Annotated in this window: 19 protein-coding genes; 9 read left to right on the top strand and 10 right to left on the bottom strand. The window is 62.5% G+C overall.

Features of this window, described 5'->3' with window-relative positions; genetic code table 11:
• Positions 1-13: 13 nt before the first annotated feature.
• The gene (locus tag AC1DCM_RS23340; RefSeq protein WP_442017448.1) at positions 14-1,135 is read right to left on the bottom strand and encodes a Gfo/Idh/MocA family protein; all 1,122 of its coding nucleotides are present in this window, start codon (positions 1,133-1,135) and stop codon (positions 14-16) included.
• Between the two features lie 32 nt (positions 1,136-1,167).
• Entirely contained in the window at positions 1,168-1,908 is a 741-nt protein-coding gene (locus tag AC1DCM_RS23335; RefSeq protein WP_442017425.1) for a sugar phosphate isomerase/epimerase family protein, read from the bottom strand.
• Between the two features lie 182 nt (positions 1,909-2,090).
• On the opposite strand from AC1DCM_RS23335, the gene AC1DCM_RS23330 reads away from it, so the two are divergent.
• The 5 genes from AC1DCM_RS23330 to AC1DCM_RS23310 all read left to right on the top strand — a co-directional run bounded on the left by AC1DCM_RS23330 (position 2,091) and on the right by AC1DCM_RS23310 (position 6,163).
• The gene (locus tag AC1DCM_RS23330; RefSeq protein ID WP_442006887.1) at positions 2,091-3,311 is read left to right on the top strand and encodes an ROK family protein; all 1,221 of its coding nucleotides are present in this window, start codon (positions 2,091-2,093) and stop codon (positions 3,309-3,311) included.
• Between the two features lie 85 nt (positions 3,312-3,396).
• A complete protein-coding gene (locus AC1DCM_RS23325) occupies positions 3,397-4,590 on the top strand; it encodes an MFS transporter (RefSeq protein ID WP_442017424.1) in 1,194 nt (397 codons plus the stop codon).
• A gap of 148 nt (positions 4,591-4,738) precedes the next feature.
• On the top strand, positions 4,739-5,185 hold the full coding sequence (locus AC1DCM_RS23320; RefSeq protein ID WP_442017423.1) for a hypothetical protein: 447 nt from the start codon (positions 4,739-4,741) through the stop codon (positions 5,183-5,185).
• Complete coding sequence (locus AC1DCM_RS23315; protein ID WP_442017451.1) at positions 5,149-5,739, top strand: hypothetical protein; 591 nt, start codon at positions 5,149-5,151, stop codon at positions 5,737-5,739. The genes AC1DCM_RS23320 and AC1DCM_RS23315 overlap by 37 nt, the downstream gene beginning before the upstream one ends.
• A complete protein-coding gene (locus AC1DCM_RS23310; protein WP_477519886.1) occupies positions 5,642-6,163 on the top strand; it encodes a transposase in 522 nt (173 codons plus the stop codon). Before AC1DCM_RS23315 ends, AC1DCM_RS23310 begins: the two co-directional genes overlap by 98 nt.
• A gap of 744 nt (positions 6,164-6,907) precedes the next feature.
• Here AC1DCM_RS23310 and aceB read toward each other — a convergent pair.
• Positions 6,908-8,560, bottom strand: coding sequence for a malate synthase A (gene aceB, locus AC1DCM_RS23305; RefSeq protein WP_442017421.1), 1,653 nt, complete (start codon positions 8,558-8,560; stop codon positions 6,908-6,910).
• Between the two features lie 239 nt (positions 8,561-8,799).
• Positions 8,800-10,122: an isocitrate lyase gene (gene aceA / locus AC1DCM_RS23300; RefSeq protein ID WP_442017420.1), complete on the bottom strand. Its 1,323-nt coding sequence runs from the start codon at positions 10,120-10,122 to the stop codon at positions 8,800-8,802.
• Between the two features lie 154 nt (positions 10,123-10,276).
• On the opposite strand from aceA, the gene AC1DCM_RS23295 reads away from it, so the two are divergent.
• Entirely contained in the window at positions 10,277-11,791 is a 1,515-nt protein-coding gene (locus AC1DCM_RS23295; protein WP_431118201.1) for a helix-turn-helix domain-containing protein, read from the top strand.
• Between the two features lie 136 nt (positions 11,792-11,927).
• Here the strand turns inward: AC1DCM_RS23295 and AC1DCM_RS23290 are convergent, their stop codons facing one another.
• On the bottom strand, positions 11,928-12,815 hold the full coding sequence (locus AC1DCM_RS23290; protein WP_477519885.1) for an SDR family NAD(P)-dependent oxidoreductase: 888 nt from the start codon (positions 12,813-12,815) through the stop codon (positions 11,928-11,930).
• A gap of 77 nt (positions 12,816-12,892) precedes the next feature.
• Between AC1DCM_RS23290 and AC1DCM_RS23285 the strand changes: the two genes are divergently transcribed.
• Positions 12,893-13,444 carry a MarR family winged helix-turn-helix transcriptional regulator gene (locus AC1DCM_RS23285; protein WP_477519884.1) on the top strand — a complete coding sequence of 184 codons (552 nt, stop codon included), beginning with the start codon at positions 12,893-12,895 and terminating at the stop codon, positions 13,442-13,444.
• Positions 13,445-13,519: 75 nt separating this feature from the next.
• Here the strand turns inward: AC1DCM_RS23285 and AC1DCM_RS23280 are convergent, their stop codons facing one another.
• The gene (locus tag AC1DCM_RS23280; protein WP_477519883.1) at positions 13,520-14,134 is read right to left on the bottom strand and encodes a TetR/AcrR family transcriptional regulator; all 615 of its coding nucleotides are present in this window, start codon (positions 14,132-14,134) and stop codon (positions 13,520-13,522) included.
• A gap of 308 nt (positions 14,135-14,442) precedes the next feature.
• Here AC1DCM_RS23280 and AC1DCM_RS23275 point away from each other — a divergent pair, with 308 nt between their 5' ends.
• On the top strand, positions 14,443-15,372 hold the full coding sequence (locus AC1DCM_RS23275; protein ID WP_442017416.1) for a cytochrome b/b6 domain-containing protein: 930 nt from the start codon (positions 14,443-14,445) through the stop codon (positions 15,370-15,372).
• On the opposite strand, the gene AC1DCM_RS23270 is transcribed toward AC1DCM_RS23275, so the two are convergent.
• The 4 genes from AC1DCM_RS23270 to AC1DCM_RS23255 all read right to left on the bottom strand — a co-directional run bounded on the left by AC1DCM_RS23270 (position 15,369) and on the right by AC1DCM_RS23255 (position 19,323).
• Entirely contained in the window at positions 15,369-16,202 is an 834-nt protein-coding gene (locus AC1DCM_RS23270; protein ID WP_477519882.1) for a hydroxymethylpyrimidine/phosphomethylpyrimidine kinase, read from the bottom strand. The genes AC1DCM_RS23275 and AC1DCM_RS23270 overlap by 4 nt on opposite strands.
• A gap of 88 nt (positions 16,203-16,290) precedes the next feature.
• The gene (locus AC1DCM_RS23265) at positions 16,291-17,256 is read right to left on the bottom strand and encodes a TAXI family TRAP transporter solute-binding subunit (RefSeq protein ID WP_477519881.1); all 966 of its coding nucleotides are present in this window, start codon (positions 17,254-17,256) and stop codon (positions 16,291-16,293) included.
• On the bottom strand, positions 17,249-18,664 hold the full coding sequence (locus tag AC1DCM_RS23260; protein ID WP_477519880.1) for a sensor histidine kinase: 1,416 nt from the start codon (positions 18,662-18,664) through the stop codon (positions 17,249-17,251). The genes AC1DCM_RS23265 and AC1DCM_RS23260 overlap by 8 nt, the downstream gene beginning before the upstream one ends.
• Positions 18,661-19,323 carry a response regulator transcription factor gene (locus tag AC1DCM_RS23255; RefSeq protein WP_477519879.1) on the bottom strand — a complete coding sequence of 221 codons (663 nt, stop codon included), beginning with the start codon at positions 19,321-19,323 and terminating at the stop codon, positions 18,661-18,663. Before AC1DCM_RS23255 ends, AC1DCM_RS23260 begins: the two co-directional genes overlap by 4 nt.
• A 445-nt stretch (positions 19,324-19,768) precedes the next feature.
• Here AC1DCM_RS23255 and AC1DCM_RS23250 point away from each other — a divergent pair, with 445 nt between their 5' ends.
• Positions 19,769-19,906 carry a transposase gene (locus AC1DCM_RS23250; protein WP_477519878.1) on the top strand — a complete coding sequence of 46 codons (138 nt, stop codon included), beginning with the start codon at positions 19,769-19,771 and terminating at the stop codon, positions 19,904-19,906.
• Positions 19,907-19,925 lie beyond the last annotated feature (19 nt).

Genomic DNA, 19,925 nt, shown 5'->3' with positions numbered 1-19,925 from the left:
GTGCTGGCTGAAACTAGGCTGAAAGCGTTGCTGCCGTGGGATCCCAATCCTCGGGCAGCGCAGGGACCTGTGCTGCGGAACTTTCCACATCCACGAAGGCCCGGTTGTCGATTGACTCTGCGATGGAGGCCATGGTGTCCAGGATGTGGAACGCAAGTTCACCTTGGGCGCGGTGCGGCCGGCCCTCACGGATGGCGCGGGCCATTTCCAGGACGCCCGCGCCACGGCTGGCAGTTGAGCCAATTGAAGGGACGGTTGTCCAATCGTCGGAACCGAGCGCGCAAATCCTGATGTCGCCGTCGAAGTTGTTCGGGTCCGGCAAAGCGATGGTGGCCTCGGAACCCGTGATCTCCACGAACCCTGCGCGCTTGAGCGGGGAATCGAAGCTGAAGATGCTCTGGGCAGACTCACCGTTCTCGAACTCCAGGATGGAGCTGACGTGCGTAGGGACTGTGACGTCGAACGTCTCGCCGGCCTTGGGACCCGAGCCGATCACGCGTGTTTCGCGGGACTTGGAACCGAAAGCGCCTACCTTGCGGATGCTGCCAAAGGTCTGCACGAGCGTGGTCAGGTAGTAGGGGCCGATGTCGAACAGAGGGCCGGCGCCGTCCTGGAAGAGGAAAGCAGGATTCGGGTGCCAGGATTCCGGGCCCGGGGACTGCATCAAGGTCAGCGCAGTCAGGGGAGTGCCAATGTCACCGCGTTCGATCATCCGGCGGGCAGTTTGGAGGCCGGCGCCGAGGAACGTGTCCGGTGCGCAACCGAGCCTGACGCCGGCTGCGTCCGCGGCCTTCAGCAGGCCCAAGCCACTTTCGCGGTCCAAGGAGAAGGGCTTTTCGCTCCAAACGTGCTTGCCTGCGTTGACAGCCTGCGTGGCAACTTCCACGTGAGCGGCGGGGATGGTCAGGTTGATGACAATCTCCACCTCCGGGTGGCCGAGGACAGCATCGATGCCACCGTGTACGGGGATGCCGTACTCGCTGGCGCGGGTGGCTGCGGCCTCTTCGAACAAGTCACCGATCGCCACAACGCGAACATCGGGGAAGCTTGTGAGGTTGTCGAGGTACTGCTTGCTGATGACACCTGCGCCGATGATGCCCACGCCCACGGGACCTGAACCTAAGGGGGTTGACATCAGAGAACCAAAGGCCGCTCCTGCTGCGTGGCTCATGCGGACACCTTCCCGGCGCTGAGGTAGTTGTAGCTGTCTTCCACGGCGTCGAACATGTCGCCTTGGAAGTCGTCCAGTTCCACGACCGCTGCTTCAAGTGATCCGGCAGCGTTCAGTACGTCCCAAATAGGCATCTGGCCAGCACCAACGGCGAGCTGGCTCGACGGATCGGGGGTTACGGGACCGTCCTTGATGTGGATGAACTTGACCCGATCACCAAGCCGGGCCAGGAGTTCGGCGGGATTCTGACCACCGACTGCAGCCCAGTACGTGTCCAATTCAAGGACGACCTCGGGGTTGAGGTGGTCGGCCAAGTGTTCGATTGCCGTTTTGCCGTCAATGACGGACTCAACTTCCCACCAGTGGTTGTGATAACCGACGCGGACACCGTATTCGGATCCCTTGGCGGCAGCCGCGTTGAGCTGTTCCGCGGTTGCTTTGATGTCTTCGATCGTGTTCCAGCGCTCGATCGGGACATGCGGGTCAATAACAGTTCCGATGCCCAAGTGCTTTGCAGCAGCAAAGATTGCGTCCTGGTCATCGCTGAGCAAAGGAGCGTGGCCGGACGGAGCGGTGAGGTTGTTCTCCGTCAATGCCTGCTTGAGTTCTTCGGCCTTGGCAACGAAACGGTATGGCTCAACCATGGTGAAGCCGATCTCGGCCAAGCGCTGGATGGTTCCCGCCAGATCCTCTTCAAGGGCCTTTCGGACCGTGTAGAGCTGGATCGAATATGACACTGTCTCTCCTCGTCGTTGTGGGTGGAGGCAAATTGATGCCGTTGATTTACGACATCCAAGGGGGTGATGTGCTGCTCCTCACAACCTAGGGGGACTTTTGCCGAGCGTCAAGCAAAAGTTGAAATATGGCCGACAAACTTCTGCTGCATGACACGCATAAGCAATCGTGCTTCACTAATGGCATGACCTCAGCACCCGGACACCACGGCGGAAAAGACGCCCCCGCGCAGGACGCCGGTAACCTTTCACGTGCCGGGGACCTCTTCCAGCTCCTCCGGGACGGCCAAGCCCGGACTCGTGCTGAACTTGCCCTCACCACAGGACTCGCCCGCTCCACCGTCGCTTCCCGCATCGACGCCCTGATCGGATCCGGCCTCGTAGGGCCTGCCGGGGAGGCCACATCCAGTGGCGGCAGGCCGCCGTCGCGCTTTGCCTTCAACCCCGCCGCGCGCGTGGTCCTGGCCGTCGACGTCGGAGCGACCCACGTGATTGTTGCCGTCACCGACCTCGGTGGAAGCGTCCTCGCCGAACGCAGGCTCACGCAGGAAGTCGCCGAGGGCCCCGACGTCGTGCTTGGCCAGGTCATCAACGCCGGACGTGAGCTGCTGACGGAAGCCGGGCGCGAACTTGGCGACCTCGCCGGCATTGGCATCGGACTGCCCGGCCCCGTGGAACACGCGACCGGACGGCCGGTCAAGCCGCCCATCATGCCCGGCTGGGATGGATTCGACGTCGTCCCTTACGTCCAGCGCTCGCTGCCAGTTCCCGTGCTGGTGGACAACGACGTCAACATCATGGCGCTCGGCGAACGTACCGCATACTGGCCCGACCACGAGAATTTCCTGTTCATCAAAGTGGCCACTGGCATCGGCGCAGGCATCATAAGCAGTGGACAGCTACAGCGCGGCGCCAATGGCACTGCGGGGGACCTCGGCCACGTCCGGGTGCCCCGTGGCGACGACGTCCTTTGCCGCTGCGGCAACTACGGGTGCCTCGAAGCGCTCGCCTCAGGTCCCGCCGTCGCACGTCAACTCAAGGCTCAAGGTCTCGAAGCCGCCACGGGCGCTGACGTTCTACGTCTGGTGGGCGAAGGAAATTTGCAGGCCATCCAGGCTCTCCGGCAGGCGGGACGGGACGTCGGCGATGTGCTGGCCACGGTGGTCAACCTGCTCAATCCGTCCATGATCATCATCGGCGGCAGCGTGGGAGAGGCTGGCGAACACCTCGTTGCCGGCATTCGCGAGGTTGTGTACCGGCGTTCGCTGCCGTTGGCCACGACGCACCTGCGGATCGGTATTTCCATGGCCGGTGATCGCGCCGCAATCCTGGGCGCCAGTCAGATGGTGACGCAGTATGTGCTGTCGCCGGCAGTGATTGAAGCCACGCTCCAAGCAGCGGGATAGGCGCCTTTTGTGACGGGATGGCCGGTGATGGCGTGATAGCAATGAAAGTGATGAAAACGTTTCCCGCCACCTTCCAGCACACCCCATGAGCCAGTTCCTCGCGAAAGTTCCCCGGGGTTGGTTGATCCTCGCCTGCATTGGCCTGATCGCGCTCAACATGCGAGGGCCGTTCGTAGCAGTGGCCCCCGTGGTGGGTTCCCTGCAGGCCGACCTGGGATTCTCACCTGTTGAACTCGGCCTGTTGACTGGCATCCCTGTGCTCTGTTTTTCGCTGGCCTCGCCGTTGGCCTCCTTGGCTGGCCGGCGGCTCGGTGCCGAATTCGCGGTGATGCTCACGCTGCTTGGCGTACTGGCCGGCGTCGTGATCCGGTCCAGCGGCGGTGGCGTGCCGGTGATGGTGGGGACGGTCATCATCGGGGTGGCTATTACCATCGGCAATATCGCCGTGCCGCTCATCATTCGCAGGGACTTTGCTCCACGGCGCCAAGCTACCGCGATGGGCGTCTACACGGCCGCCTTGAATATCGGATCGTTCCTTACATCCGTGGCTACTGCGCCGCTCGCTGAATGGATGGGCTGGCGGCTTTCCTTGGCCGCGAGCGCCCTTCTGGCGTTGGCAGCCATCCTGTTCTGGATACCGACTGTTGGATTCCGGCGCGCGCTGGTTCCGGCTGCGGTTCCTGCGCCCGACCGTTCTGCATCCGCTGCGGTTGCTGGAGTGGGCTGGCTCACCGTGGGCCTGACGATTGGCTTCGCGGGCCAGGCGTTCTCGTACTACGGCATCACGGCGTGGCTGCCGACCTTCCTGTCCGACGAGCTCGGGATGGGCGCCGCCGAGGCCGGCGCCGGGTCATCACTGTTCCAGATCTTCGCGATCGTGGGCGGGCTGGGAGTACCGCTCTTGGCCCGCTTTGCGAGTACGACGACGGTGGCCGTCACCTTGAGTGCGTTATGGCTAACGGTTCCCGTGGGCTTGCTGCTGGCACCCGGTTTGTGGTGGATGTGGTCTTCGATGGGCGGCGTTGCGCAGGGTGGCGGCATCACGGTCGTGTTCATCGCCATCATCAAGTTCGCGCACTCCCAAGCGGCCGCGGGGAAAATGTCCGCAGTTGTGCAGGGTGTGGGCTATTTGGTTGCAGCCTTGGCGCCAACGGTCATCGGCTACGTCCACGCTGTGTCCAGCGGCTGGACTGTGCCGCTGCTGGTGCTCCTGGGTTCGGTGCTCGCGTTCTGTGTGTGCGTTACGTTGTCCGTGCGCTGGGTGGCCCGGCAGCGGTAGCTGGGGGCCGCCGTCGGGCTGTGCCGCGGTGTTGCGCCCGATTCGGGGGATGGCTGCGCATTAGACGGTAGGACCGTGTGTGTCAGGCTGTTGTGTGACAGGTTTGCTGTTCCCACCAGGTGATACACGCGGCAGGGAAAGGTCCGTCATGGATTTTATTGTTCCTCCCCGTCGTACGAAGCGGAGCCACTTCACTCTCGATCAAAAGCACGCGATTCTGGATGAGTACGACAAGTGCCTCGAGCGTGGTTCCCGGATTGCGTTCTGCCGGGCCGTGGGCATCGGTGATAACACCATTCGCCTCTGGGTCCAACAGCGCGAGACTGGGGAGCTCAGATCCCGCAGCAAGCAAGGCAGAGAGGATCATCGATTGCGCGAACACGATAAGAGACTGCTCAAACAGGTCCTGAAAGAGAACGAGGTCCTCAAAGCCAAGCTGGCCCGATCCGAGGCCGCGGTGGACATCCTGGGAAAAGCTTCCGCGCTCTTGGACGCCATGGCCAAGAGCGCAGCGGCAACGGATCCGGAACTGAAGGAACCCGAGCCCCAGCGCCCGGAATGGTTGACGTCAAAGCCTGGAAAGACGTCACCCTGAGCTTCGCCGGGAAGCTCGTGGCTGCTGGCTGGTCAGCGGTGAAGGCCTGCGCTTTAGTGGGTCTGCACCGCACCACCTGGTACCGGCACCTGAACCCGCCGGTCCGGGCAGGGATCAGTGTCCCTCAAGCCGACCGGGCCTACCCAAACCGGATCACACCGGCCGAATCCGAGGAGTTCATGGAACTGCTCAACTCCCAGGACTACGGGAACCTGTCAGTCACCCAGGCCTACTACCGGATGCTCGATAAAGGCCACTGTTCATTCTCGATCGCCGCAGCCCACCGGATCGTGGCCAGCCATGGACAAAACGGAGACCGCCGCGCCCAACGCGGCGGAACCGGCCCCGCCCGGGTCAAGCCAGTCCTTGAAGCCACGGCTCCCAACCAACTCTGGAGCTGGGACATCACGATGCTCCACGGCCCCCGGAAAACACACCTACAAGCTCTACACAATCATGGACGTATTCTCGCGCAGGGTCGTCGGCCATCGCGTCGAGTACACCGAATCCGCAGCCCTGGCCGCAACGTTAATCCGGAACGCGGTGGCCGATAACGAGCGCTGCCCTGCAGTGCTCCACGCCGACAACGGCGGCCCCATGCGGGCAGGAACCACCCTGGACCTCGCAAGGGCCCTGGGCATCACCCTGTCCTACTCCCGGCCACGGGTCTCCGACGACAACCCCTACTCGGAATCCCTGTTCAAGACCGTCAAATACTGCCTGGACTTTCCACAACGCTTCCAGGACCTCCAGCACGCACGCGACTACATGGCGGCGTTCTTCACGGACTACAACACCAACCACCGCCACAGCGGCCTGAACTACTACACCCCAGACACCGTCCACTACGGACTGGTCGAGCAAGCACGCCGGCAACGGCAAACAACACTCGATGCCTGCTACGCCCCGCAACCCACACCGCTACCGCCGCAGGCCCACCGCACCCGGAGTCCCTCCCCGGGCCGGCATCAACCATAAACAACCCACCCCGCTGTCACAAACAGCTTGATATATACCGAGGAAGCGTCTAGCGCGCAGCAAGCCATCGAATGGGTGGGCGGGGCCGTCTCCGTTCGTTGGCCGATTCGGGGGATCGCTGCGGAATGTGCCGTGCGCACGGCATGGTGTGCAGCCAGCCATCGAAATGGAGCGAGTTGGCAGCGGTAGGTGGGAGACCGCCGTCGGGGTGTGTCCGATGCGCTTGCCCGATTCGGGGGCTGGCTGCGCAGTAGACGGTAGGAATCGTCTTGTGTGCAGCAAGCCATCGAATGGGCGGGCGGGCCCGTCTCCATTCGCTGCCCGTTTCGGGGGTGCGCTGCCGAACGTGCCGTGCGCACGGCATGGTGTGCAGCCAACCATCGAAATGGAGCGAGTTGGCAGCGGTAGGTGGGAGACCGCCGTCGGGGTGTGTCCGATGCGCTTGCCCGATTCGGGGGCTGGCCGCGCAGTAGACGGTAGGAATCGTCTTGTGTGCAGCGGGCCATCGAATGGGCGGGTGGGGCCGTCTCCGTGGGCTACCGATTCGGGGGTGCGCTGCGAGACGTGCCGTGCGCACGGCATGGTGTGCAGCTAACCATCGAAATGGAGTGAGCTGGCCGCCGGTGGCATGGAAAAGCCCCGCTGCTGGGCTGCCTCCCCGACCATCGGGGTCACTTGTTGCGAAGAGTGCAGGCAGCCCAGCGTCGGGGCTTGGTTTGTCGCTACCTTTTCAGGTCAATGCACCTAGGCGGCGACGAGTTCCTCTTCCGTGGCCTCTTCACGGGCCTCGGTGAGGAAACGGGCGTAGGCCGGGATCGTCAGGAAGGTGGGGAATTCCTCGGCCAGGGTCACTTCTTCGAAGATGGCACGGGCGTCGGCGAAGCGGTCTCCGTCGAAGCGTTCCAGCCGGGCGAATTCCTCGTCCAGCATGTCTTCCACCCATTCGCGGGTAATGATGTCGCCGTTGTCGGTGATGGCGTGGGAGTGGATCCACTGCCACAGCTGGGACCGCGAGATCTCGGCGGTGGCGGCGTCTTCCATCAGGTTGTGGATGGCCACAGCCCCGTTGCCGCGGAGCCAGGACTCGATGTAGCGGATGCCTACCTCGATGTTCAGGCGAACGCCGGCCTCGGTGATGGTGCCCTCGGTGCTGGCGATGTCGATCAGGGCGCGGTCGTCGGGGGTGACGTCTTCGCGGGAGCGCTCCAGCTGGTTGGGACGGTCGCCGAGAACTGAGTCAAAAACTTCGCGGCAGACCGGCACGAGGTCCGGGTGGGCAACCCACGAACCATCGAAGCCGTCGTTGGCTTCGCGGGTCTTGTCCGCACGGACCTTCTCAAACGATGCCAGGTTAGCGGCCTCGTCCTTGCGGTTCGGAACAGCAGCAGCCATACCGCCGATCGCCATGGCGCCGCGGCGGTGGCAAGCCCGCACGAGTTGTTCGGTGTAGGCACGCATGAACGGCTGCGTCATGGTCACCTGGCCGCGGTCCGGGAGTACGAAGCGCGGTCCGCGGGTACGGAAGTTCTTGATCAGGGAGAAGATGTAGTCCCATCGGCCAGCGTTCAAACCTGAGGCGTGGTCCCGCAGTTCGTACAGGATCTCTTCCATCTCAAACGCGGCCGTGATGGTTTCGATCAGCACCGTGGCGCGGATGGTGCCCTGCGGGATGCCGAGCAGGTCCTGGGCCAGGACGAAGATGTCGTTCCACAGGCGGGCTTCGAGGTGGTTCTCGATCTTCGGCAGGTAGAAGTACGGTCCCTTGCCCTGGGCCAGCAGTCGGCGGGCGTTGTGGAAGAAGAACAAACCGAAGTCCACGATGCCACCCGCGATCGGCTTTCCATCAACCAGCATGTGCTTCTCCGGCAGGTGCCAGCCACGCGGACGGACCACGATGGTGGGCAGGTCCTCGGCAGCCTTGAGCTTGTACTCCTTGCCCTCCGGGGACGTGAAATCAATGCGGCGCTCCAAAGCATCCGTCAGGTTCAGCTGCCCCTGGATCACGTTGCGCCACGTCGGCGTCGAGGAGTCTTCCATGTCAGCGAGCCAGACCTTCGCACCCGAGTTCAGGGCGTTGATGGTCATCTTCTTATCCACCGGACCCGTGATCTCCACGCGGCGGTCCTCCAGACCCGGAGCCGGCGGAGCGACCCGCCACGACGGGTCATTCCGGATGCCCTCGGTCTGCGGGAGGAAACGGGGATCCTGGCCGCTGGAAATCTGGTTCCGGCGGGCGTGCCGTGCCTGCATCAGCTCCTGACGACGATCAGCCGTAGCCCGGTGCAACTTGCCGATGAACTCAAGGGCGTCCGGCGTCAAAACCTCGTTCTGACGGCAAATGGGCTGAGCGGTGATCGTGATGCCATTAATAGTGAAGTTGTCAGTGAAGCTGTTCATTTCAAAACTCCTAAGAAGAGGTTCGACGGCGGCACTTGCCTGGGTTGGTGGGGCCGGGAAGAGAAATCCTCCGCGTGCTATTCCCCGTCCCGGCCGCATGGCCTCGCGGGGCTCGGCCGACGTCCGGGACAGGGCCCCTTTTACGCACGCTTCCGGATTCCCCTTCCCGGCCGATGGCGGTGAGTGCCGCCGTCGTGCCCTGTGGTGAGCGAAGCGAACAGCTCACCTGGGCGTGTTGGTTAGTGGAACTGGCCCTCTTCGGTGGATCCCACGAGGGCGAGGGTGGATGCGTTCGGGTTGAGCGCAGTAGCGATGTCGTCGAAGTAGCCGGTGCCGACTTCGCGCTGGTGCTTGGTGGCGGTGTAGCCGCGGGACTCGGAGGCGAATTCCTTTTCCTGGAGTTCGACGTAGGCGCTCATGCCTTCACGGGCGTAGCCGTGGGCGAGATCGAACATCGAGTAGTTCAGGGCGTGGAAGCCGGCCAGGGTGATGAACTGGAACGTGAAGCCCATGGCACCGAGTTCGCGCTGGAACTTGGCGATGGTGGTGTCGTCCAGGTGCTTGCGCCAGTTGAAGGACGGGGAGCAGTTGTAGGAGAGCATCTGGTCCGGGAACTCGCCCTTGACCGATTCGGCGAACTTGCGTGCCAGTTCCAGGTCCGGGGTGCCGGTCTCCATCCAGATGAGGTCCGAGTACGGGGCGTAGGCCTTGGCGCGGGCGATGCAGGGTTCGATGCCGTTGCGGACCTTGTAGAAGCCCTCGGCGGTGCGCTCACCAGTGATGAATTCCTGGTCGCGCTCGTCAACGTCAGAGGTGATCAGCGTTGCTGCTTCGGCGTCGGTTCGGGCGATGACGACGGTCGGAGTGCCGGCGACGTCGGCCGCGAGGCGGGCTGCGTTGAGGGTCCGGATGTGCTGCTGGGTGGGAATCAGGACCTTGCCGCCAAGGTGGCCGCACTTCTTTTCCGAGGCCAGCTGGTCTTCCCAGTGAACGCCCGAGGCGCCTGCGGTGATCATGGACTTCATGAGTTCGTAGGCGTTGAGCGGGCCACCGAAGCCGGCTTCGGCGTCGGCGACGATCGGGACGAGCCAGTCTTCAACAGTCTTGACGCCCTCGGCGTATTCGATCTGGTCTGCGCGGAGCAGGGCGTTGTTGATGCGGCGGACAACCTGGGGAACCGAGTTGGCCGGGTACAGGGACTGGTCCGGGTAGGTCTGGCCCGAGAGGTTGGCGTCAGCTGCCACCTGCCAACCGGAAAGGTAGATGGCGCGGAGGCCGGCCTTGACCTGCTGAACGGCCTGGTTGCCGGTCAAGGCACCGAGGGCGTTGGTGTAGCCGCCGGTGGGAGCTTCCTCGGTCAGCTGCTTCCAGAGCTTTTCCGAACCGCGACGGGCCAGGGTGTGCTCTTCGGAGACGCGACCACGGAGGCGGACGACGTCGGTGGCCGAGTAATCACGGGTGACGCCTTCCCAACGCGGGTTGGCGGACCATTCAAGTTCCAGCGCTGCTGCCTGCTGCTCTGCAGTCTGTGCCGATTCTGCTGGTTCAAATGATGCGGTCATTGCATTCTCCTAATATCCAAGCGGGGCTCCCCGGGCCGGCCTCCGCTGCGCCTTTGCTGCATCGGCCGGCTTACCCGGGGTCTGTATTTCTTTTTCGTAAGACCTACTTTTCTGCACTTACAAAAGGCTTTCTAGAGGAAAGCTATGGAAAGAAATGCACTTCTTCGCGTATTCTCAAGAAATGTCCCCTGTGAGCTGGAATCGCGAAGTCGCGCCGCCGTCGTCGTCCACGACGTCCCCCGAACTGGACGTCATTAGCCTCGGCCGCCGCGTGCGCCATCTGCGCAAGCAAGCCGGCCTTACGCTGGACGACTTGAGTGCCGCCGTCGGGACTGCGCCAAGCCAGTTAAGCCTGATCGAAAACGGTAAACGCGAACCCAAATTGGGACTCCTTCAGCAGCTTGCCGCGGCCCTCAACGTGAGCATCGATCAGCTTCTGGGGGCCGAGCCGCCCAGCCGCCGCGCTGCCCTGGAAATCGAGCTGGAACGATACCAACGTGGACCCCTGTACGAGTCGCTGAATCTGCCGAAAATCCGCATCAGCTCGCGGCTTCCGCTGGATGTGCTGGAGTCGCAAGTGGGGCTGCTTCAGGAGCTCGAGCGCAAGCTAAATGAGCAGGTCGCGACGCCGGAAGAAGCGCGCCGCGCGAACGGCGAGTTGCGTGCCATGATGCGCGAGCGCGGTAACTATTTCCCGGAGTATGAGGCGGAGGCGCAGAAGGTCCTCAAAGGGGTCGGCTACACCACTGGGCCGCTCAGCCAGCATGTCATTGCGGACATCGCCGAGAACCTCGGATTTTCGTTGCACCACGTGGGCGATTTGCCCCATTCCACCCGGTCAGTGACGGATTTGAAGAACCGCAGAATTTACCTAACGCAGAACCAGCGCCAGGATCACGATCCGCGTTCGGTGCTGCTGCAGGCGCTTGGCCATTATGTCCTGGGGCATGAAACTCCGCGGAACTACGGCGATTTTCTGGCACAGCGAGTGGCCACCAACTACTTCGCCGCGGCTCTGCTGTTGCCCGAGCATGCCACCGTTGAATTCCTCCAAAAAGCCAAGGCAGCGAAAGAAATCGCGGTGGAGGACATCCGCGACGCCTTCGCTGTGTCCTACGAGACCGCCGCCCACCGCTTCACCAACCTGGCCACCAAGCACCTGGGCATCACCACGCACTTCCAGAAGACACACCAGTCAGGCATCATCTACAAGGCCTACGAGAACGACGGCGTGACCTTCCCGCAGGATCACACGGGCGCCATCGAAGGGCAACCGTCGTGCAAGGCCTGGACGTCGCGGGCCGTGTTCGACGTGCCGGACAAGTTCAGCGCGTACAGCCAGTACACGGATACGCCTTCCGGTACTTACTGGTGCACGGCCAGGACCGAGCGCTCTGCCGCTGGTGAGTTTTCCTTGAGTATTGGGGTGCCGTACCAGCATGTGAAATGGTTCCGCGGGCGCGAGACGACGGCCCGTGCTACCTCGACCTGCCCGGACCCGAACTGCTGCAAGAGGCCTCCTGCCTCACTTGCAAACGAATGGGCCGGCAACGCCTGGCCGTCGGCGCGGGCTCATTCGCACCTGCTGGCCGCCATGCCTCCCGGCGCGTTTCCCGGCGTGGACGAGACCGAGGTGTACAGCTTCCTGGCGGCCCACTCCGAGCGCTGACGCTCTCTCACGTCCTGCCTCCTTTCCCCCAACGCTCGATCACATCCTGCGGGTCTTGGGCTGGATGTTCTATCACGTCCTGCGGGTTTTTCCCCGATGCTCGGTCACTTCCCGACCGTTTTGGCGGGATGTTCTCTCACCTGCTGGCGACATCACCCTCACGTGATGTGGCAAGCAACTGCTCCGTGTGCTCCCATAGCTGCCTGCACACGTTTGGATCATCTGCCGGGTGAACCGGCGTGAGGCGCTTCGTGTTCCGCCTTGTGTAGTAGCCGCCGCTTGTTCCTGAGAATGTGTAGTCGCTGGCCAGTTTGATGATGAGGCCTGCGCCGCGTTCGGGATCCCCAATATGAAGGTGAGCGAGGATCCTCTCCAGCAGTGGCGCGAACCTGAGTTCCCGCCCTAGGCCCGTGACGTTGAAGCCAGGGTCTACGCAGTTGGCACTGACTCCGGTCCCCTCCAGACGTCGGGCCAATTCCAACGTGAACATGATGTCCAAAAGTTTGCTTTTCCCATACACCGCAGAAGAGCCTCGCGCGGAAAAAGGGGCAGTATCGGTGAGATCCCCAGGGAGAGCCAGGGATCCATGCCGACGTGACGCCTCCGAGGCGACATTCACGATCCGAGCATTCGGTGTGGCTTTGAGGGAGGGAAGCAGTTCCTGCGTAAGTATCCACGGTGCCAAGTAGTTGACTGCCATCATCTCCGGAAACCCATCCGCCGTGATGCGCTGCTCGAAGGCGTGGAGGCCAGCGTTGTTTATCAGGACGTCGATCTGGTGGTACCGCTCTGCCATCTGACGGCCGACGCGTCGGACATCTCCCGTGCGCGAGAAGTCCGCTGTGAAGAAATCCACTGAAGTCCCAGGTGCCGAGAGTTCGATTTCGGCCGAGACTGCGGCAGCGCGCTCGGCATCCCGGGTAGTCAGCGCCAGACGGGCGCCCCGTCTGGCCAATTCGATGGCTACGATGCGGCCCAAGCCGCTTGTTGCTCCTGTCATGACAATCAGAGGTGTGGAACGCAAAGGTTTCTCCTTCGGCAGGGCTTCGAGGCGGCTGGGATATAGTGGGGATTTCCTAACCATAAGGAGTTAATGGGGAAATGTCCATCAGTTCTAGTGTTCCCAACGACGACAAGAATTCGGGCCGCCGCGATCTCGAACTCGCCCTCGGCTCAGAATTGAGCGCCCTTCTGAGCGCATCAAGGGTTCTTACCGAGCGGAGTGCTGCGGCATTTCACCCGGATCTCCAGCCTGCTGCGTTTCATCTCGCTCGATGGCTCTTCTCTTACGGGCCGGTAAAGCCAAGCACCCTGGCAGAGTCCGTTGGGATGGACCGAAGTTCCACCAGCAGCCTGATCCGATCCATGAAAGCACTCAACCTGCTCAAGGGCGCGCCTGACCCCAGTGACAAGAGAGCTGTCATCGTGTCGCTCACTTCGGAAGGAGAAGCCCGGGTCAAGAAAGCCCTGGATTTGCGTGGAACTTCGTTTTTCGACCGAATCAAGGACTGGAACGACGCCGACGTCGAGACCCTCGCCAGACTACTCCACGCCTTTAATCACCCATCCGGCAAGAGTTCAGCAGAAGAGGCCTCTAACGCTCGCCGAAGGAGGGATGTGAGAGAGCATCGGCCGGAACGGGCCGGGATGTGACAGAGCATCGGCCGGAACGGGGCGGGATGTGAGAGAGCGTCCGGGAGAAGGCATCCGGATGTGAGAGAGCGATGGCTAGCGAACCAGCCGTCCTACCAGCACTGCCGCAGCCTCAACGACGTCGTCCGCCTGCCGTTTGGACGAACTCAGGGCGACCTCGTGTCCGGCCAGAGTAATCATGTCCGTGATGACAGCGACCGTGAGCTTTCCCAGGGTGTCGTCGCTGGCTCCCAGCAGCACGGAGTTTTGCCGGACCCACTCGCGTCCACGTTCACGTCGCAGTACCTCGAATCCCGGGGGAGTGTCGCCCTCGATGAACACCCGCTCCAATGCGCGGTGTGTCCAGGTGTAGTCGAAGTAGCTGCGGCTGCCCACGTTGAACAGTGCCAACGGATCGTTTTCGCCTGACTTCCTGGCCTTTGCTACAGCCGCGGCGACGAGCCTCTCATGTTCATTTTGGTAATCATCCCAGAGCGCCAGGAAGAGTTCGGTCTTGCCGCCGAAATGGTGATAGAGGCTGCCAACACTTGACCCGGAACGGGCTACGACGTCGGAAATGCTGGCATCGGTGAAGCCGTGCTCACAGAAAACTTCCCTGGCCGCATCCAGGAGGTTTCTTCGGGTGGCGGCTGTCCGGGTCCATTGCCACGAGCCGGCATGGACTGCCGCGTTGGAGGTTTTGCGAACCAAGGATGCTCCCTTCGCCGCGACATGCTGTTTGCCGGAGTGTCGTCGGGCTTCTTTCTGGAATCGTACCTTCACCCAGTCCGAAACTTACAGCAATCAAACCCCTTGACCATCAATCAAGTAAAGGAACAATCTTAGAAGCTCGTTCTAGAAATATGTGTTGCGGTATGTATCCGAATGCTGCGATTTTTGACGTCAAACGCTCCGAAACCCGGGTGCCGTTTTCACCGTCGCGCTGCAACTGGTTGAATCGCTATGAGAGAGCGCCAACTGGTCGCACGCCAAACAAAGCCAGAGAGGAACGCGGCCTGATGTCCGTTTCAAGCAAGTCGTCCGGGATCACGTCGAACAGGTGGTTCAAACCCGTCGTCGTTACCGCCATAGCTTTGGTGGTGGCGCTGGTCCTGGTGCTTATCGCGCAGTGGCTCCGGACGATGCAACCCGTCCAGCAGTTCCTGGTGGACTACCCCGGACACTCAGCGATCCCCGAAGGCACCCCAACAGGCTTCCCGGCATGGCTCGGCTGGCAGCACTTCCTGAACATGTTCTTCCTGGTCCTGATCATCCGCTCTGGCTGGCAGGTCCGGACCACCACAAGGCCGCCGGCCTATTGGACCCGGAACAACAAAGGCTTCATCAAGACCAAGAACGCACCGGGCAAGATCAGCCTTGATCTCTGGTTTCACCTCACGCTGGATGCCTTGTGGGTGTTGAACGGCATCATCTTCATCGTCCTGCTGTTCGCAACCGGCCAATGGCTGCGGATCATCCCGACCAACTGGGACGTCTTCCCCAACGCTCTTTCCGCAGCCCTACAGTACGCTTCGCTGAACTGGCCCATTGAGAACGGCTGGAACAACTACAACAGCCTTCAGCTCCTGACGTACTTCGTCACCGTCTTCATCGCCGCCCCGCTGGCCATCATCACGGGCTTGCGGATGTCCGGTGCGTGGCCGAAAAAGGCGGCGATCAACAAGTTCTACCCGATCGAGCTCGCCCGACAGATCCACTTCCCGGTGATGATCTACTTCGTGGCGTTCGTGATCGTCCACGTCACCTTGGTCCTGGCCACCGGTGCGCTGAACAACCTGAACCACATGTACGCCTCGAACAACGATTACAGCTGGTGGGGCTTCGGCATTTTCGCCGCCTCAATCGTCTTCACAGCGGCCGCCTGGTTCCTGGCCCGCCCGCTGTTCCTGCGCCCGGTCGCCTCGCTGATGGGCAAGGTCTCGCGCTAGCGGTTTCCGCCCTGCCATAGGGCATCAAACGGAGCACCCGAGGACACGCGGTTCTTGATGCCGGCCGTTACGAACGCCTTGGCGGTGCGGGCAGCTTCCAGTGGCGTGGCGCCCTTGGCCAATTCAGCAGTCACGGCAGCAGCCAGGGAGCAACCGGCACCCGACACAGCCACGTCGCCAACCTTAGGACTGCGCAGGACTTCCAGCGTTTCGCCGTCGTAGTAAACGTCGACGGCGTCAGGGCCTTCCAGCCTCACTCCACCCTTGGCGAGGACTACTGCGCCGCTGATCTCGTGAATGCGAATGGCAGCGGCTTTCAACGATTCTTCGTCCGTGATGCTCAGTCCGGACAATGACTCGGCCTCAAAGTGATTCGGGGCGACGAAAGTAGCCAGAGGCAGGATCTGCGCTTTCAAGGCCTGGTCAGTGTCCAAGGCGTGGCCCGGCTCCTGTCCCTTGCAGATCAGGACAGGGTCAAGGACCACATTCGCGAAAGAGCCGTCGGCCAACGCCTTCTCCACTGTGCTGATGGTTGCCGGACTTCCGAGCATGCCAATCTTCACCGTGTCCAAAACCGAGGGTGCGCCGGAAGCGGCACCATATGCCGCCGTCGTCGCTTCCAATTGGTCCGCGATGACCTGCTGGTCAACCGGCACGAAGCGGTGTTTCCAGCTGTCTTGGGGGTTGAAGGAAACGATGCACGTGAGGTTCGCGATGCCGAACACTCCCAGTTCCTGGAAGGTCTTGAGGTCGGCCTGCGCGCCGGCACCGCCGGTCGCTTCGGAGCCGGCGATGGTCAGTGCAATGGCAGGGGCAACGGCTGAAGTCATGTCTTCCATCTTGCCAGTTGCCCGACGGGGAGCCGATTTCGACGGCGCCGGTAACGCCCGCGCCACGAGCCGCCGCCGCAGGTAGCCGTTAGCCGTGCAAGCGGCGGTAAGCTGCCTCGGCGGCTGGGTGCAGGGGCACGCCGGCGGTGTTGATGAGCGTCTCAGGGCTGAGGAACTGCACGCCCGTGCTCGTCTTCGGTACCAGGTCCTGAGCCTTCTCTGCCAACAGCCTCACGGCCTCCGAAACCAGGTGATCGGCCAGGTCGCTGCGGCAAAGGAGCAGGTTCGCTACGCCCACGGTCCAGGTGGCAGCTGCGTCCCCGTAGCTCTTGGCGGGGATCAGGACGCGATCGTAGAAGGCGCCATATTGTTCGCGCATGGCCTTGATGTGTTCGGAGAGGTCGATCAGTCGAAGGCCAATGTCATTGGCAGTGGATGCGATGGCAGCGGTTGGCACACCGCCGGACCAGAAGAGGGCGTCAATGGAACGGTCGCGTAACGCCGCCAACCCTTGATTCAAGCCGAGGTTCACCTGCTTGAGGCCCATGCTGGCCGGCGCCGCGGAGAGGATGCGCGGAACGGTCAGCGACGTCCCGGAGCCCACCTCGCCAACACCGGCTGTCTTCCCGGCCAGGTCGGCGAAGGAGCGCAGACCGCTGTCCTCCCGCACGATGCAGTGAACGTAGTTTTGGTACACCTTTCCGAGCGCCACAAGATTGCCGCCGGGTTGTCGGGTGGCCGCAGCCTGGGCAGCTGCGTCCGCAAGCGCGACGGCGAACGTTGCCTCGCCGGACAATACCCGCCGGATGTTTTCCAGGCTTCCGCCGGTGGTCAGTGGCACGGCGGCTTCGGCCACACCCTCGCGTTGTAGCAACTCCGCGAACAATGTTGCGAACTCCAGGTAAAAGCCACCTGGTTCACCGCCGGCGACCGTTAGCTTTTGCGGCTTCTCCTCAGGGGTGCAAGCGGTCCAGACCGGCAGCAGTAGCCCAGCCAAACCAGCGGACAGTCCGGCTCTGAGAACAGCCCGCCTTGGTAGGATCCTGCTACTCATCCTGATCACCCTGAGGCTGCCGGAATTCAAGCCGTGCCGTCAATCCGTGTGGTTGTTTTCCCTCGAGCATAAGCTCACCGCCGTTCGCATGCGCCAAACGGTCCACGATCGTCATGCCCAAACCGTTTCCTGCGATCTTGCTGTGCTGCGGCGCCCGCCAAAACCGCGTTGTGGACGCGGTGCGCTGCTCGGCGGAAAGCCCGGGACCGTCGTCGGAAATCTCGACGGCGACCCCTCCTCGCGTCCGCGTCATTGCCACCGTGATCCGGGCCCCGGGGGCGTATTTGATGGCGTTGGCCAGAAGCTCACCCACCATGTGTGCCAGCTCGTCCGGATTGCAGGCGAGGTGGAGCGGTTGCTCCGGCTGCGCCAGCGTGATCGTCGAACCAGCGCGTCCAGCAGCCGGCATCGCCCGCTCCACCTCTCCCTGCAGGACAGGGAAGGGGTCGATGACGGTGTGGTGTTTGTGCTCAGCTTCCTGCTGCACGCGCGCCGAACCCTCGAAGGCGCGGTGTTCCGCGGTCGCCAGCTTCAGCACGCCGTCGAGAATTGCCTCCACACGCTCAAGCTCAGCAACCACGCCGGCAGCCGCGGCTTTTTCGGGTTCGGACTTCAGTGCCAGCTGCAGCAGATCGATCCGGAGCCGCAAGGCACCCACTGGATTCCGTAGTTCGTGCGATGTGTCGGCGATCAGTTGGCGCTGCGAATCGATGCTCTCAGTGACAGTGTTGGCCATCGCGGTGAACGAACGGCTCAGCTCCCTCAGCTCGGGTGGGCCGGCGTCGGGAAGATGGGTCGTTTTGCCCGTCGTCTCAAGTTCGTGGACGGCTTTGCTCAGGCGATGGACCGGCCGCAGGACCCAGCCGGTGAGGCGGGCCGCTGCCAGGAGGAGGAGAGCACCGAGCGCCACTGCGGCAAGCCCGACGACGAGCCACCGCTCCCGTAGTTTCTGCCGGGCCGCTTCGGGGTTGACTTCAAGGACGGCCTCACCAAGTACCTGGCTGGCTGTGCCGAAGGACCTCGAGATAACCTCCGTCCCGGATCCGAAGGGCCTGAGCGGGCTGAGGGTGGTGTCGCTGAGGTTCAGGCTGGCCCGGTTCAGTGCGTCACGGACTTCGGCACGGTCCTCGTTGAGATTGCCCGAGCGGACTGTCTGCTGCTGCAGGCGGATCAGGATCCCCTCGCCGTAGAGCTCGGAATAGCGATCCATTTCGCGTTGGAGTTGGGTGGTGTCGTTGTCCGATGAAGCGTCATTTGCGAGCTGGGCGAATCGGTTCAAAGACGTGACCCGGTTGATCTGGAGTTCCTGGGCAAGCTCCCTGCCGGCCGATGTCAGTATCACGCTGGATACCGTGACCACGATGAGCACCGCGATCACGCTCAGGATGGCCAGGACACGGATTTTCACGGCTGCTCGACGCGGTAACCGACCCCGCGGACGTTGATGATGAAGCCGGGTAGTTGGAGCTTGGACCGGAGGCCTGTGAGGTGCACATCCAGCGAGCGGGAATTTGCGAGGAAAGCATCACCCCAGAGGGCATCGAGGATCTGTTCCCTTGTCACTACTGATCCCGCATTCCTTGCCAGGAGGCTGAGGAGTTCGAACTCTGTTGCGGTCAGGGAGAGCTCCCTTTCGCCAACAGATGCCGTCCTGCGGTCCAGGTCCACACTGACGTCTCCCACCTGGATGTTGTGGGGCGCCGACTGCCCGGCACGGTTGGTACGACGCGTCACAGCCTCGATCCTCGCCAGCAATTCCACGAGCTTCACAGGTTTGACCAGATAGTCATCTGCCCCGGAACGCAGACCCAGGACCACGCTGCGCTGGTCGTCGCGCGCCGTGAGGATCAGGATGGGAATTTGCGTGACCTGACGCAGTTTCCGCAGGACGTCCAGGCCGTCCAAGTCCGGCAAACCGAGATCCAGCAGGATCACCTCGTGGTGCCGATGCCCCAGGAGTGCGTCCTCGCCGCGGGATACCCTGGTGGCTTTGTGGCCGGCGGATGCAACGGCAGCGCTCAAAGCGGACGCCATCGCGTCGTCATCCTCGACGATGAGCACGTGCACTGTGTGATCCTTTGCCGCTTGGGTTGTTGGTGGGTTTGTGCCCGATGGTTGGACGGGGTTGGTTGACGGGTGACGGTGGCGGTTGGCGGTTGACGGTTGACGGTTGCGTGGTTGACGTTGGCGGTTGGCGGTTGGAGGCCCGATGGTCCGTCTTGGAGATTACTCCCTTCCTCCCCGATCCGCCTTCCAGCGCCGGCGCGCCCCCGGTTCCCAACCCGCCGTCGGACGTTCTCTCACGTCGTGCGCCGTTTGGCAGGACGTTCTCTCACGTCGTGCGCCGTTTGCCGGAACGTTCTCTCACGTCGTGTGCCGTTTGCCGGAACGTTCTCTCACGTCGTGTGCCGTTTGGCAGGACGTTCTCTCACGTCGTGCGCCGTTTGCCGGAACGTTCTCTCACGTCGTGTGCCGTTTGGCATGCGGTCGTATGGTTTTGTGAGACAGCTTGATGGGAGCTTCAGTTCAGATGACCACGCCCAGAAGAAAATACGATGCGGCTTTCCGTGAGGATGCTGTGCGGCTTGTTTTGTCCACGAACCGGTCGGTGAAACAGGTCGCCGAGGAGATTCCACGAACCGGTCGGTGAAACAGGTCGCCGAGGAGAT

The sequence above is a fragment of the Paenarthrobacter sp. 10N417 genome, from assembly GCF_056394745.1.
The sequence above is the reverse complement of the archived record's forward strand: the minus strand, read 5'-3'. Positions and strand labels throughout refer to the sequence as shown.

Coding starts and splice junctions, on each gene's coding strand:
- AC1DCM_RS23340 (WP_442017448.1), bottom strand. CDS start 1,135: ATGTCAACCCCCTTAGGTTCAGGTCCCGTGGGCGTGGGCATCATCGGC.
- AC1DCM_RS23330 (WP_442006887.1), top strand. CDS start 2,091: ATGACCTCAGCACCCGGACACCACGGCGGAAAAGACGCCCCCGCGCAG.
- AC1DCM_RS23325 (WP_442017424.1), top strand. CDS start 3,397: ATGAGCCAGTTCCTCGCGAAAGTTCCCCGGGGTTGGTTGATCCTCGCC.
- AC1DCM_RS23320 (WP_442017423.1), top strand. CDS start 4,739: ATGGATTTTATTGTTCCTCCCCGTCGTACGAAGCGGAGCCACTTCACT.
- AC1DCM_RS23315 (WP_442017451.1), top strand. CDS start 5,149: ATGGTTGACGTCAAAGCCTGGAAAGACGTCACCCTGAGCTTCGCCGGG.
- AC1DCM_RS23310 (WP_477519886.1), top strand. CDS start 5,642: ATGGACGTATTCTCGCGCAGGGTCGTCGGCCATCGCGTCGAGTACACC.
- aceB (WP_442017421.1), bottom strand. CDS start 8,560: ATGAACAGCTTCACTGACAACTTCACTATTAATGGCATCACGATCACC.
- aceA (WP_442017420.1), bottom strand. CDS start 10,122: ATGACCGCATCATTTGAACCAGCAGAATCGGCACAGACTGCAGAGCAG.
- AC1DCM_RS23295 (WP_431118201.1), top strand. CDS start 10,277: ATGCACTTCTTCGCGTATTCTCAAGAAATGTCCCCTGTGAGCTGGAAT.
- AC1DCM_RS23285 (WP_477519884.1), top strand. CDS start 12,893: ATGTCCATCAGTTCTAGTGTTCCCAACGACGACAAGAATTCGGGCCGC.
- AC1DCM_RS23275 (WP_442017416.1), top strand. CDS start 14,443: ATGTCCGTTTCAAGCAAGTCGTCCGGGATCACGTCGAACAGGTGGTTC.
- AC1DCM_RS23270 (WP_477519882.1), bottom strand. CDS start 16,202: ATGACTTCAGCCGTTGCCCCTGCCATTGCACTGACCATCGCCGGCTCC.
- AC1DCM_RS23265 (WP_477519881.1), bottom strand. CDS start 17,256: ATGAGTAGCAGGATCCTACCAAGGCGGGCTGTTCTCAGAGCCGGACTG.
- AC1DCM_RS23250 (WP_477519878.1), top strand. CDS start 19,769: ATGGGAGCTTCAGTTCAGATGACCACGCCCAGAAGAAAATACGATGCG.